Source organism: Pseudomonas sp. PL-6 (assembly GCF_054110165.1).
Window position 1 is genome coordinate 759043 of record NZ_CM134189.1, and the last position, 13604, is coordinate 772646.

The following is a 13604-nucleotide window of genomic DNA, read 5'->3' on the forward strand; positions in this document are numbered from 1 at the left end:
GGCCATGCCTATAGCCCAGCTGTATATCCTCGAAGGCCGCACCGACGAACAAAAGGAAACCCTGATCCGCGAAGTCAGCGAGGCCATGTCGCGCTCGCTGGACGCGCCCATCGAGCGGGTGCGCGTGATCATCACCGAAATGCCGAAAAACCACTTCGGCATCGGTGGTGAATCGGCGAGCAAGCTCAGGCGCTAGTCCGTCTGTATCGTAAAAATTGCGTCTCGGATGGGTCTCAGCGCAGGATCCAGAGGGTCACACAGTTCTTGCTGGCGTTTTTGCCGGTTTTGCGGTTTTACCGGGGTACGCGGCCAAGCAGCTTTTTATGCTTAGGCTTGGCAAACCCGGCTAATACAAGCGCTGATGAACACGGCAGGCTGTCGATCCGGCCCCGCGCTCGTTCGGCTGCCGTTCGCCGCTAGGCTCAAAGCTCTGGGACGGTTCGACCGCCATCCTGAGGAGCACCCACACCTTGGCGGCGGATTCTGGGGATTGCTCATGGACGCCTTGGGATGGGTGGTAAGCCTAATGCCCTGTATTTCTAGGGCTCGTGGATCTTGGTGGATTTCTTCGGGCAATAAAAAAGCCGGCTTGTGGCCGGCTTTTCGGAGGTGGTCAGGACTTATTTTTGGTAAGCCGCGACTGCCTTGTTGATCAGGCCGCGGGCTTCTTCAGCGCCGCCCCAGCCTTCTACCTTGACCCACTTGCCCTTCTCCAGATCCTTGTAGTTCTCGAAGAAGTGCTTGATCTGCTCGATCAGTAGCGCGGGCAGGTCGGTGTATTCCTGAACGTCCTTGTACAGAACGGTCAGCTTGTCGTGCGGAACGGCAACCAGCTTGGCGTCGCCGCCGGCTTCGTCGCTCATGTGCAGTACGCCGACCGGACGGGCGCGGATCACCGAACCCGGCGCGACCGGATAAGGGGTCACGACCAGCACGTCGAGGGGGTCGCCGTCGTCAGCCAGGGTGTGCGGGATGAAGCCGTAGTTGGCCGGATAGAACATCGGGGTGGCCATGAAACGATCGACCATCAGGCAATCGGTGTCGTGGTCGATTTCGTATTTGATCGGCGCGTGGTTGGCCGGGATTTCGATGGCAACGTAGATGTCGTTCGGCAGGTCTTTACCAGCCGGGATCTTGCTGTAGCTCATGGGGGAAACTCCCAGGGAGGGCCAAAAAAGTGGGGCGCATTATAGGCGTATTCGCAATGCGTTACTACGGCAGCCTACTCAGCCATTGGTCGCGTTTTCGACCGCCTTGTAGTCGGGGTGTTCCGCCTGCAAACGTCGCAATCGCGCCAGGCTGTCCTGGCGGTAGAACAGGGCCAGTTGCCGGTAGACGTCCGGGAAGGCGTTCGCCAGCAGATCCGGTGCAGTGAAGAAGTATTCGCTGGTCACCGCGAAGAATTCCGCCGGGTCTTCCGCGGCGTAGGGATCGATGGCGGTTTCGGCGTCGGGATCGGCGTCCAGTTCGGCGTTGAGCGCGTCGAAGGCACTCTGCATGGCCTGCGCCCAGTCCTGCACGCGCATGTCGCGGTGCAGCGGCGGCAGGCCATTGGCGCCGCCTTCGAGCATGTCCAGCTTGTGCGCCAGTTCGTGGATCACCAGGTTGTAGCCTTCCCAGCCTCCGCTGGTTTCCACGCCCGGCCAGGCGAGGATCACCGGGCCTTGCTGCCAGGCCTCGCCGCTGCGGGCGTCGTCCCATTCGTGCTCGACCCCGGCGGCGTCGCGGTGGCGCTGCGGGCTGAGGAAGTCGTCGGGGTACAGCACGATCTCGTGAAAGCCGCGGTACCAGTCCTGCTCGCCCAGGTGCAGCAGCGGCAGCTGTGCCTGCGCGGCCAGCAGCAGACGCTCGACCGCGCCCAGCTCGACGCCGGGCAGGGCGGTCAGGCGCTTGCTGGCGAGAAACAGCGCGGCGCGCTCGCGCAGGCGCTGCAATTCCGCCTCGTCCAGACCGTCGAGGATCGGCAGGCGACGGCGCACCTCGGCCCAGTGGGCCGGATCGATCGGGTTGCGTTCGAGGGTGCGTTGGCGGCGCCAGGCCTTGAAGGACCACATGCTGAAAGGCTCACAGGGAAGATGCGGCCACCTTAAGCGGCGCGGGCGCCTGCCACAAGTCGGCATAAAGCCTGCAACGACCGGGCAGGATGCTGCTTGCGCAGGAGGGCCGGCCATGACGCTGCAACTGCTCGAACACCCCACGCTCAGCCTGGCCCTCGGCGCCGGGCTGGACTTGCCGCAGCAGGCGGCGCGGGCCCGGGCCATGTGGCTGGCCGGACGCCAGGGGCGGCCGCCGCTGCTGCTGGTGGCGCTGCTTTGGGCGCGCCATTGCCCCGATGTGGTGCAAAGCCTGGAGCAGCATCTCGATGCTCTGTTCGCCGACTACCGCTGCACGCCGGAGGGCTGGAGCGAGACCCAGGCCGCGCGCCAGGTGCTGGCGGCGCTCAATCTGCAGCTGTTTCGCCGGCGCCAGGCCGGGCAGGGCATCGCCGAGCTGTATGCCGGACTGCTGCTGGTGCAGGGCGACGCGTTGCAGTTCCTTCAGGCCGGCAGCATCGGCCTGGCGCGAGTGCACGGCGCCGGCGTGCAGACGCTGGTCGGCCGCGACGGCATGGCCCTGGGCGCTCAGGCCGAGCTGGCGCTGGTGCAGCACGGCCTGACGTTGCGCACGGACGAGCTGTTGCTGCTGGCGCCGCAGCCGCTGCTCGCGGTCGGCGACCTGCAGCCGCTGTGCCAGGGCGTCGGGACGCTCGACGGCGCGGGCCTGGGTCAGGCACTGCGACCGCTGCTGCAGGCGCCGGGGGCGGCGGTGCTGCTCTGTCCGGGGGCCGGCGAGGGCTTGCCGCCGACGCTGCCGACGCCGCAGCGTACGGCGCTGGTCGATGTCGCACCCGGCCTGCAGGTCGACGGTTGGACGCTACTGCGCGGCTGCCCCTACGGCCCGCCGGGCCGGTTGTTCCTGGCTCGCGACGAGGCCGGGCGCGAGGCGCTGCTGTGGTTCGCCGAGCGAGACGCCGACGAGGCTTTCTGGCAGCGCGAATGGGCCCTGCGCCGCAGCCCGCAGCGCGCCCTGGCGCAGGTGCTGTCGCCGCTGCGCGCGCGCAGCCATGCCTACCTGGCGCTGGCCGCGCCGCCGCCCGGCATGCGCAGCCTGGTGGATTGGGCGGCGGCTCATGGCGCGCCGGATGCGCAGACCCTGTTGACCCTGCTGACGCAACTGATCGGCGCCGTGCGCGCGCTGCAGCGCCGCGGCATGCAGGGGCTGTGGCTGAACCCCAGGCAGATCCTGCTCGGCGACGACGGGCGGTTGCTGTTGCTGGCGGAACACGCCGCCATCCTGCCGGGCGTGGCGCGCCAGCCGCTGCCGGCACAAGCGGTGCCGCTGGCGCCGGAACTGCGCGCTGGGCGGGCGGTGGATGGCCGCGCCGATCAACTGGCGCTGGCGGCGCTGGCCTACTGGCTGCTGTGCGGGCAATGGCCGGAGGTGGCGCGCAGCGAGGTCGGCCCCGGCCATTGCTACGTGCCGCTGGCGCATTTCTCCGTGCGCATTCCGCCGGGCTGGGATGGTGTGCTGGCGCGCGCCCTGGCGCCGCAGCCGCAGGCGCGTTTCGAGGCGCTGTCGGAGTTGCAGCAGGCGTTGCAGCAGCCGCTCGAGCGCCACCGCAGCGCGCGGCGTTCGCGTCCGCCGCTGCGCCCGGCGCGCCTGGCGTTGCTGGGGCTGTTTGCCCTGCCGCTGCTGCTGGGTCTGCTGCTCAGCCTGGGCTGAGGTGGCTCAGTCGGCGTTGATCGGCAGCACGTAGTTCTTGAACTGCTCGTCCTCGACGAAGCCGATGGACTCGTAGACCTTCTGCGCCACCTCGTTGTCGCGGCTGGTGGCTACGCGCATGCGCACGGCGTTGGTGTCCTTGGCCATCTTCTTCGCGGTCTGCAGCAGGCGGTCGGCCACCAGTTGGCGGCGGGCGTCCTCGGCGACATAGATGTCGTTGAGAATCCACACGCGCTTGAGCGACAGCGAGGAGTAGCTGGGGTAGAGCTGGCAGAAGCCGAGCAGCTTGTCCTCGTCGTCGGCCAGCGCCAGGTAGATCACCGATTCCTTGCGGCGCAGGCGCTTTTCGAGGAACTTGCGCGACGACTCGGGGAAGGGCAGTTCGTTGTAGAACTCGCGGTATTTGACGAACAGCGGGGTCAGCAGGTCCAGGTGCTCCAGGGTGGCTTGGACGATGCGCATGGCGGGCCTCGACTTCTGTGGTTGGACTGGAGTGACGATGCAGCTGTTGTGCCAGCAGGCCAGGTGATGCTGCCTCAAAGCCAGTTGAAAGCGCAATCCAAGCAAGCGTTTGATTTTTCGCTGCGGAGCAACTTGGTCTTCGCGCCTCGGTCTGAACAGGGCGCAGCAGTCGCCCGGCGGGCGCTGTGCTAACCTGCCGCCATCGCGTCCAGGCCCGGTGTGGCCATCTCCAGAGGGCATTCATGCATATCCATATTCTCGGCATCTGCGGCACCTTTATGGGCTCGCTGGCCGTTCTGGCCAAGGAACTCGGCCACCGCGTCACCGGCTCCGACGCCAACGTCTACCCGCCCATGAGCACCCAACTCGAAGCCCAGGGCATCGAATTGATGCAGGGGTACGATCCGGCGCACCTGCAGCCGGCGCCCGATCTGGTAGTGGTGGGCAATGCCATGAGCCGCGGCAATCCGGCGGTGGAATATGTGCTGAACCAGGGCCTGCCCTACGTCTCCGGCCCGCAGTGGCTGGCCGATCACGTGCTGCAGGGGCGCTGGGTGCTGGCGGTGGCCGGCACCCACGGCAAGACCAGCAGTTCGAGCATGCTGGCCTGGGTGCTGGAGCATGCCGGCATGAGCCCGGGCTTTTTGATCGGCGGCGTGCCGCAGAACTTCGGCATCTCCGCGCGCCTGGGCGGCACGCCGTTCTTCGTGGTCGAGGCCGACGAATACGACAGCGCCTTCTTCGACAAGCGCAGCAAGTTCGTCCATTACCGCCCGCGTACCGCCATCCTCAATAACCTGGAATACGATCACGCGGATATCTTCCCGGATCTGGCAGCCATCGAACGGCAGTTCCATCATCTGGTGCGGACCATTCCCGGCGAGGGGCTGGTGATCTATCCGGCCGGTGAAAGCGCGCTGGCGCGGGTGATCGAGATGGGCTGCTGGACGCCGGTGCAGACCACGGGCGAAGGCGGCCAGTGGCAGGCGCGCCTGCTCGCCGCCGACGGTTCGCGCTTCGAGGTGAGCTTCGATGGCAAGGCCGAGGGCGTGGTGGATTGGCAACTGACCGGCCAGCACAACGTCGCCAATGCCCTGGCTGTATTGGCCGCGGCACGTCACGTCGGCGTGGTGCCGGCGCTGGGTATCGAGGCGCTGGGCCGGTTCGTCAACGCCAAGCGGCGCATGGAGAAAGTCGCCGAAGTGGGTGGCGTGACCGTCTTCGACGACTTCGCCCACCACCCGACCGCCATCGCCACCACCCTCGACGGCCTGCGCAAGCGCGTGGGGGACGAGACCCAGGTGATCGCGGTGATCGAGCCGCGCTCCAACTCGATGAAGCTCGGTGCCCATCGCGACGGCCTGGCCGAGTCCGCCGAGCAGGCCGACGCGGTGTTCTGGTACGCGCCGCCGAACCTGGGCTGGGATCTGGCCGCCAGCGTGGCGCAGGCGCGTAACCCGACCCGCGTATGCGACTCGCTGGAGTCGATCATCGACGGGGTCAAAGCATTGGTGCGCCCCGGCACCCAGGTGGTGATCATGAGCAACGGCGGCTTCGGCGGCCTGCACGGCAAACTGGCCAAGGCCCTGGAGGGATAGATGTCAGGCCCCGAACGCATCACCCTGGCGATGACCGGCGCCTCCGGCGCGCAATACGGCCTGCGCCTGCTCGACTGCCTGGTGCAGGAGGAGCGCGAGGTGCACTTTCTGATCTCCAAGGCCGCGCAGCTGGTGATGGCCACCGAGACCGATGTGGCGCTGCCGGCCAAGCCGCAGGCCATGGCCCAGTTCCTCACCGAGTACACCGGCGCCGCGCCGGGGCAGATCCGCGTCTACGGCAAGGAAGACTGGCTGGCGCCGGCGGCCTCCGGCTCCGGTGCGCCGACCGCCATGGTGGTGGTGCCGTGCAGCACCGGCACCCTGTCGGCCATCGCCAGCGGCGCCTGCAATAACCTGATCGAACGCGCCGCCGACGTGGCGCTGAAGGAGCGTCGCCAGCTGATCCTGGTACCGCGCGAGGCGCCGTATTCGAGCATCCACCTGGAGAACATGCTCAAGCTGTCGAACCTGGGCGTGACCATATTGCCGGCCTCGCCCGGTTTCTATCACCAGCCGCAGACCCTCGACGATCTGGTGGACTTCGTCGTCGCGCGCATCCTCAACTGTCTGGGCATACCCCAGGACATGCTGCCGCGCTGGGGCGAGCATCACCTGGTGTCGGATGACTAGCGCCCTGCGCCTGAGCGCCTTCGCTCTGGCGTTGCTGAGCCTGACCGGCTGCGCCACGGTGCGCACCCTGGATGCGGCCAAGGTCGATGCGCCGGTGGTCTATGCCGGCACGCGGCTGGACTGGTATGCCATCAATGGGGGGTGCTGCCCGCTGGACCGCTTCGGCGCCGAGGCGCCGCGTTACCCGGGGCTGGACCTGCCGGCCAGCGCGCTGCTCGATACCCTGCTGCTGCCGTTCTCCCTGGCCACCGCGCTGGGGATCAGCCTGGGCGTCAGCGGCGGGCTGTAGGTTGGGTTAGCGGCGGGTGCATTTGTCCTGATACGACAGAGCTGCCAGGCGCCGCGATGGGGCGCCACGCAGAACATGCGCTCCTGGCCCATACCTCCTTGGCGGCTAACCCATCCCAGGGTTGCGTTTAGCTCAGGATAAACAGCGCCGTATTGCCGAACTGGGCGCTGAACTGCTGCGCCCGCATCGGTCGGCCGAGCAGGTAGCCCTGTACTTCGTCGCACTCGTGCATGCGCAGGAAGTCGAGCTGCGCCTGGGTTTCCACACCCTCGGCGATCACCGCCAGGTTCAGGCTGTGGGCCATGGCGATGATGGCGCGGGCGATCTGCGCGTCCTGCTCGCCCTCGGGCAGGCCGTCGACGAAGCTGCGGTCGATCTTCAGTACGTCGATGGGGAACTGCTTGAGGTAGTTGAGCGAGCTGTAGCCGGTACCGAAGTCGTCCACCGCGATGCACAGGCCGAGGCGCTTGAGGTCGGCCAGGGTCTGCATGGCGCTGGCCACGTCGCGCATCAGGATGCTCTCGGTCAGCTCCAGCTCCAGGCAGGCCGGCGGGATGCCGCTGCCGGCGAGGATGGCGGCGATGCGGGTGTGCAGGTCGCCCTCGGCGAACTGGCGCGCCGACAGGTTGACCGAGATCTTCGGGATGCGGATCTTCTCCTCGTGCCAGGCCTTGAGCTGGCGGCAGGCCTCGTCCAGCACCCAGTCGCCGACCTGCACCACCAGGCCGAGTTCTTCCAGCACCGGAATGAATTCGTCCGGCGGCACCAGGCCGCGGCGCGGATGGTTCCAGCGCAGCAGCGCCTCGACCCCGGTCAGGCGCCGGCCGTCGCCGGAGAACTGCGGCTGGTAGTGCAGGACGAACTGGCCCTGTTCCTGGGCGTGGCGCAGGTCGCTCTCCAGTTCCAGACGCTCCAGGGCGCTGGCGTTCATGTCCGCCTGGTAGAACTGGAAGTTGTTCTTGCCGCGCTCCTTGGCGTGGTACATGGCGGTGTCAGCGTTCTTCATCAGCTGACTGAGTTCCTCGCCGTCCTGCGGCGCCAGGGCGATGCCGATGCTGGCGGTGACGAAGAACTCGCGGCCCTCGAGGACGAAGGGCCGCGCCAGGCTGGAGAGGATCTGCTCGGCGACGTGGATCGCCCGGTTCAGTGCGCCCTCGCGGGTGGCGCGCGGCTGCAGCAGCAGGGTGAATTCGTCGCCGCCCATGCGCGCCACGGTGTCGTCGCCATCGACGCAGGCCGACAGGCGGATGGCCACGTCCTTGAGCATGCGGTCGCCGGCGGCGTGGCCGAGCGAGTCGTTGATCGGCTTGAAGCGGTCGAGGTCGAGGAACATCAGCACCACCCACTCGTCGTGCCGCTCGGCATGCTGCAGGGCGCTGTGCAGGCGGTCCTGGAACAGGGTGCGGTTGGGCAGGTGGGTGAGGGCGTCGTAGTAGGCCAGGCGATGGATGCGCTGCTCGCTGGCCTTGCGTTCGCTGATGTCGCTGAAGAAGCACACGTAGCTGACCAGGTCGCCTTCCTCGTCGTGCACCGCGGTGATGCCGACCCAGGCCGGGAAGTTCTCGCCGCCCTTGCGCTTGAGCCACACTTCGCCCTCCCAGCTGCCGCGCTGGTTGAGCTGGCCGAGGATGTACTGCAGGTGCGTCGCCTGCTGGCGGTCGGCGGTGAGCATGCCGGGCAGCTGGTCGAGCACCTGGCCGGCGGAGTAGCCGCTGACCCGGCTGAAGGCCTTGTTGACCTGGACGATGTAGCCGGCCGGGTCGGTGACCAGAATGGCCGCGGTGGAGTGCTCGAACACCGTGGCGGCCATGCGCAGGTCCTTCTCCGCGCGGCGCTGTTGGCTGATGTCGCGGCCGACGCCGAGGATGCCCTCGAAGCGGCCGTTCTCGTCCCACATCAGCACCAGGCGCAGTTCCACCGGGATCTTGTGGCCGTCGGCGCGCAGGCAGTCGAAGACGAACAGCTGGTCCGGCAGCTCCTCGCGCAGGCGGTCGAGGCGGGGGCGGTCGCCGAGGGCGTCGCGGATGCGTTCGAGCAGCAGGTTGAGGCCGTTCAATTGCTGGGGGTTGGCCGCCAGGCTGGAGAAGCTGTTGGCCATCACCCAGTCGACCGAGTAGCCCAGCACAGGCTCCACCGAGGGGCTGACGTAGTTCAGCGCCAGGCTGTCGTCGGTGGAGAAGATCACGTCACTGATGCTTTCCGCCAGCAGGCGGTAGCGCTGCTCGCTGTCGCGCAGCGACTGGTTGCGCTCGATCTGTTCGGTGATGTCCTTGGCCACGCCGATCAGGCGGCTGACCCGGCCGCGCGGATCGCGCGCCAGGGCCTGTTCGCGGATGCTGAACCAGCGCCACTGGCCGTCGCGGTGGCGCCAGCGCAGCACCGATTCGAGCAGCAGGCCGTCGCCGATAACCTTCTGCAGATTGCGGATGCGCCAGTAGTAATCGCTGTCGTCCGGGTGCAGCACCTGCTCCCAGAATTCCCCGGCCATCGCCTTGAGTTCGCCGACGCTGTAGCCCAGCTGCAGGCCGAGGCTGTGGTTGCTGAACAGCACCTGCTTGTTCTGCATGTCGTGCACGTAGAGCAGGTCGGGCACCGAGCGGACCACCTCGGACCAGAAGCGCTCGCGTTCGATCAGCGACAGCTCGATGCGTTTGCGGCTGGTGATGTCGCCGATGCTCAGGGTCACCGCCTGGTAGTCCTGGATCATCTCCGGCAGACGCAGCACCAGCCAGACATGGCGTTGCAGGCCCTGGGCGGTGACCAGCTGGGTCTCCAGCTCGACCAGGTTGGGGCCCTCCAGTACGGCCACCGCCAGCTTGTAGCGCAGGTCGTCCGGCTGCAGCGGGCCGCAGTCGATCAGCTGCTGCCAGGCCTGCTCGGTGGACCTGACCCCGAGCAGGTTGAGCGCCACCTGATTGGCCTCGGTGATGCGCAGCTGTTGCAGCAGCTGCCGCTGGTGCCCGGCGTCGGCCTGCAGCCAGCGGTCCAGGCTCGCGCTGTCGCGCAGCTTGTGTTGCAGGAGGAAGCTGCGCAGGCCGGCCAGGTCGAGCACGCACAGGGCCACGCCGGTGCCTTCGAAGATGTCCTGGTAGCGTCGCCGGGTTTCCTGCAGCACGCGCATCGCCTGCTGCTCGTCGGTGACGTCACGCAGCACCCAGACGTAACCGGCCTGGCGGCCGCCCTCGCTGATGTCGCTGCGGGTCACGGCGAACAGGCGCGCGCGGCCCTGCTGCACCACCCGTACCAGCTCCGGGCCCAGGTCGCTGGTCTGTTGCGGGCTGTTGAGCAGCAGCGGATCGAGGTCGGGCAGCAGCTCCAGCAGGTGGCGATCCCACACCGCCTGGCTGCTCTGGCCGAACAGCGCCTCGGCCTGCGGGTTGAGGTAGCGCAGCTTGCCGTCGGCCTGGGTCACCAGGATGCGTTCCTCCACCGCGCCGAGGGCGCTGGCGGCCTGGCGCAGCGAGCGCCGCGATTCGGCGTTGAGCCGCTGCAGGCTGCGCTGTTCGCGCTGCAGGCCGTACAGGGCGAGCAGGGTGAGCAGGCTGCACAGGGTGAACAGCAGAAACTTGCCGGCCAGGGCCGGCATCAGCTGGCTGCCGGCGCGATCGGCGTCGAACAGCGCGCGCAGCTGCCAGTCGCTGCCGTCTAAGGGGATCAGCTGCAGGCTCTGCGCCTGCTCCTCGGCGGTGACCGGGGCGACCAGGCTGCCCTGTTGCAGGGCGTCGGCACGGGCGATCACCCGCCGGCTCTGCAGGTCTTCGAGCAGCCAGGCGTGTTCGCTCTGGTGCTGCTCGCGCAGCCAGCCGCGCAGCGCGCGCACGCTCATGCGCAGCACTCGCGCGCTGCCGTCGGGCTGGCGCAGCAGCAGGTACAGCGCGCCGCCGTCGTGGGCGCTGAAGGCGAAGTGGTAGGGCGCGCCGCCGCTGCGTTGCTGCAGGCTGCGGATGAAGCTCAGGTCGGCGGTCTCGCCGGCGCTGTCGGCCAGCAGTTGGCCATGGCCGTCGAGCCACGCCAGGCTGGCCAGGGTCGGGAAGATGCCGCGCAGCGGCTTGAGCTGCGCGGCCAGCCCGTCCGCGCTGACGCTACGGGGTTCGCTGCTCTGCAGCATGGCCTGGCCGGCCTGGGCCTTGAGGCGCATGTTCAGGCCCAGGTGCTTGGCCAGTTGTTCGCTGTAGCTGCGGCTCAACTGCCGCTGGTTGTCCAGCAGCTGGCGGTATTCCTGCAGCAGCTGCCAGGCCAGCAGCCCGAGCATGGCCAGCACCAGCACCACCAGGACGCGCTTGAGCGATTCGCGGCGGCGCGGTGCGTGCGACTCTCCCTGAGGCGACGAGGGTGGTGATGAAGGCGTCGACACGTCTTAGAACCTGTTCAAAAGTCTCGCGAGCTAGAGCAATGCAAGGCAAAAACAGGCGAGGAAGCGGAGTTTACGAGCTGTAAATGAGCATTCCGAGCCTGTTTTTAACGCAGCAGTGCCGACGCGCAGCAGACTTTGAACAGGTTCTGAACCTGCAGCTACTGCGGAGTGTCGGGCGCGCGAGCAGGCCTGCGCTCGCGCGAGCCGGCTAGCATGCCTGCAAATGTGGCCAAGTGCCAGCTGAGCCGACGAGCGTAGGTTTGCCCTGCCTCGCGCATTCCGGTAGCTTTGCGCCGCGCGCGCATGGCCAGCCATCCGTTCGGCACTTGGCGTGCGTCCCGGCAGGGGCTAAGGTCTCTGCACTGCGCGCCGCGACGCGCCGTTTTCACCCCATTCTCACCAGTCAGGTTCTCCATGGCTCAGTACGTCTACAGCATGCATCGGGTCAGCAAGGTCGTCCCGCCGAAGCGTGAAATCCTCAAGGACATCTCCCTGTCGTTCTTCCCCGGCGCCAAGATCGGCGTGCTCGGCCTCAACGGCGCCGGTAAGTCGACCCTGTTGCGCATCATGGCCGGCGTCGACACCGAGATCGACGGCGAAGCCCGCCCGATGCCGGGGATCAAGGTCGGCTACCTGCCGCAGGAGCCGCAGCTCGACCCGAACAAGAGCGTGCGCGACATAGTCGAAGAGGCCGTGGGCGAGATCAAGCAGGCCCAGGCCCGCCTCGACGAGGTGTACGCCGCCTACGCCGAGCCGGACGCCGACTTCGACGCCCTGGCCGCCGAGCAGGCCAAGCTGGAGGCGATTCTGCAGGCCTCCGACGGCCACAACCTGGAGCGCCAGCTGGAAGTCGCTGCCGACGCCCTGCGCCTGCCGCCATGGGAGGCCAAGATCGAACACCTGTCCGGCGGCGAGAAGCGCCGCGTTGCGCTGTGCCGCCTGCTGCTGTCGGCGCCCGACATGCTGCTGCTGGACGAACCGACCAACCACCTGGACGCCGACTCGGTAGCCTGGCTGGAGCGCTTCCTGCACGACTTCCCCGGCACCGTGGTAGCGATTACCCACGACCGTTACTTCCTCGACAACGTCGCCGGCTGGATCCTCGAACTCGACCGCGGCCACGGCATCCCCTACGAGGGCAACTACTCCGGCTGGCTGGAATCCAAGGCCAACCGCCTGGCCCAGGAAGCCAAGGCCGAGGCGTCGCACGCCAAGGCGATGAAGGCCGAACTGGAATGGGTGCGCCAGGGCGCCAAGGCGCGTCAGGCCAAGTCCAAGGCGCGCCTGCAGCGTTTCGAGGAAATGCAGTCGCAGGAATTCCAGAAGCGCAGCGAGACCAACGAGATCTACATCCCGGCCGGCCCGCGCCTGGGCGACAAGGTCATCGATTTCCATAACGTGTCGAAATCCTTCGGCGATCGCGTATTGATCGACGACCTGTCCTTCAGCATCCCCAAAGGCGCCATCGTCGGCGTGATCGGCGGCAACGGCGCGGGCAAGTCGACCCTGCTGCGCATGATCACCGGCAAGGAACAGCCCGATTCCGGCAGCATCGAGATCGGCGAAACCGTGCAGATCGCCAGCGTCGAGCAGAGCCGCGACCTGCTCGACGGCAGCAAGACCGTGTGGGAGCAGATTTCCGACGGCTTCGACATGATCAAGGTGGGCAACTACGAGGTGCCGTCGCGCGGCTACGTCGGCCGCTTCAACTTCAAGGGCGCCGACCAGCAGAAGTTCGTCAAGGACCTCTCCGGCGGTGAGCGCGGTCGTCTGCACATGGCTCTGACCCTGAAGCAGGGCGGCAACGTGCTGCTGCTCGACGAACCGTCCAACGACCTCGACGTGGAAACCCTGCGCGCCCTGGAAGAGGCGCTGCTGGACTTCCCCGGCGCCGCGGTGGTGATCTCCCACGATCGCTGGTTCCTCGACCGTATCGCCACCCACATCCTCTCCTACGAGGACGACGGCAAGGTCAACTTCTTCGAGGGCAACTACAGCGAGTTCGAAGCCGACCGCAAGAAACGCCTGGGCGACGCCGCCGCGCAGCCGCACCGGGTGCGCTACAAGAAGCTGGCGCAATAACTTTTCGCCAGATGAAAAAAACGGAGCCTGCGGGCTCCGTTTTTCGTTGGCGACCCAGGCTGCCGTGCGCACCGGTTGCCCTGGGAGATGGGGGTCAGAGCCTGGCCAGCAGGATTTCCAGCGCTCTGGCCTGATCTTCGGCCAGGTCGATGATATGAAAGCCCGCCCAGCAGTGCTGGCCGTCGGCGCCGGGGCGGCTCCACAGGCAGTCGGCGCCCAGGCGCACCTCCGGCAGAACCTGCGTGCCGGCGCTGCACACCAGGCGACATTGCAGCACCGCGTCCGCGGTGTGCGGGGTGTCGCTGAACAGCATGAAGCCGTCGGCGGACAGGTCGACGATGCGGCCCAGGCGCTGGCCGCTGTTCAGGTCGAAGACCTCCAGCTGCAACTCGGTGCCATGGCGGCTGTGTTGGCGACGCTCTTCCAT

11 protein-coding genes are annotated in these 13604 nt (G+C 67.4%); 6 read left to right on the top strand and 5 right to left on the bottom strand.

Annotated features, from left to right (window positions below; all coding sequences use genetic code 11):
• Positions 1-4 precede the first annotated feature (4 nt).
• Positions 5-196 (top strand): 2-hydroxymuconate tautomerase, encoded by a 192-nt coding sequence (gene thmT / locus ACW9UL_RS03340; protein ID WP_045736217.1) that lies wholly within the window; start codon positions 5-7, stop codon positions 194-196.
• Positions 197-620: 424 nt separating this feature from the next.
• On the opposite strand, the gene ppa is transcribed toward thmT, so the two are convergent.
• Both ppa and ACW9UL_RS03350 read right to left on the bottom strand, forming a co-directional pair.
• A complete protein-coding gene (ppa, locus tag ACW9UL_RS03345) occupies positions 621-1148 on the bottom strand; it encodes an inorganic diphosphatase (RefSeq protein ID WP_013717208.1) in 528 nt (175 codons plus the stop codon).
• A 78-nt stretch (positions 1149-1226) separates the two neighbouring features.
• Positions 1227-2054, bottom strand: coding sequence for a M90 family metallopeptidase (locus ACW9UL_RS03350; RefSeq protein ID WP_457788849.1), 828 nt, complete (start codon positions 2052-2054; stop codon positions 1227-1229).
• A 115-nt stretch (positions 2055-2169) separates the two neighbouring features.
• Between ACW9UL_RS03350 and ACW9UL_RS03355 the strand changes: the two genes are divergently transcribed.
• Complete coding sequence (locus ACW9UL_RS03355; RefSeq protein ID WP_457788852.1) at positions 2170-3762, top strand: protein kinase; 1593 nt, start codon at positions 2170-2172, stop codon at positions 3760-3762.
• Positions 3763-3768: 6 nt separating this feature from the next.
• On the opposite strand, the gene ACW9UL_RS03360 is transcribed toward ACW9UL_RS03355, so the two are convergent.
• Positions 3769-4224, bottom strand: coding sequence for a GNAT family N-acetyltransferase (locus tag ACW9UL_RS03360; RefSeq protein ID WP_021445133.1), 456 nt, complete (start codon positions 4222-4224; stop codon positions 3769-3771).
• Between the two features lie 242 nt (positions 4225-4466).
• Between ACW9UL_RS03360 and mpl the strand changes: the two genes are divergently transcribed.
• From mpl to ACW9UL_RS03375, 3 genes are read left to right on the top strand one after another with little or no spacing between them, the layout of a single operon-like run.
• Positions 4467-5822 (top strand): UDP-N-acetylmuramate:L-alanyl-gamma-D-glutamyl-meso-diaminopimelate ligase, encoded by a 1356-nt coding sequence (gene mpl, locus ACW9UL_RS03365; RefSeq protein ID WP_457788854.1) that lies wholly within the window; start codon positions 4467-4469, stop codon positions 5820-5822.
• A complete protein-coding gene (gene ubiX, locus ACW9UL_RS03370) occupies positions 5823-6452 on the top strand; it encodes a flavin prenyltransferase UbiX (protein ID WP_397495969.1) in 630 nt (209 codons plus the stop codon).
• Entirely contained in the window at positions 6445-6741 is a 297-nt protein-coding gene (locus tag ACW9UL_RS03375) for a YceK/YidQ family lipoprotein (RefSeq protein WP_457788857.1), read from the top strand. The genes ubiX and ACW9UL_RS03375 overlap by 8 nt, the downstream gene beginning before the upstream one ends.
• A gap of 127 nt (positions 6742-6868) precedes the next feature.
• On the opposite strand, the gene ACW9UL_RS03380 is transcribed toward ACW9UL_RS03375, so the two are convergent.
• The gene (locus ACW9UL_RS03380) at positions 6869-11095 is read right to left on the bottom strand and encodes a sensor domain-containing protein (RefSeq protein ID WP_522731731.1); all 4227 of its coding nucleotides are present in this window, start codon (positions 11093-11095) and stop codon (positions 6869-6871) included.
• 414 nt (positions 11096-11509) lie between these two features.
• On the opposite strand from ACW9UL_RS03380, the gene ettA reads away from it, so the two are divergent.
• Positions 11510-13177, top strand: coding sequence for an energy-dependent translational throttle protein EttA (ettA, locus tag ACW9UL_RS03385; RefSeq protein WP_021445295.1), 1668 nt, complete (start codon positions 11510-11512; stop codon positions 13175-13177).
• 94 nt (positions 13178-13271) lie between these two features.
• Here the strand turns inward: ettA and ACW9UL_RS03390 are convergent, their stop codons facing one another.
• Positions 13272-13604, bottom strand: a complete 333-nt coding sequence (locus ACW9UL_RS03390) for a PilZ domain-containing protein (protein WP_021445294.1) — start codon at positions 13602-13604, stop codon at positions 13272-13274.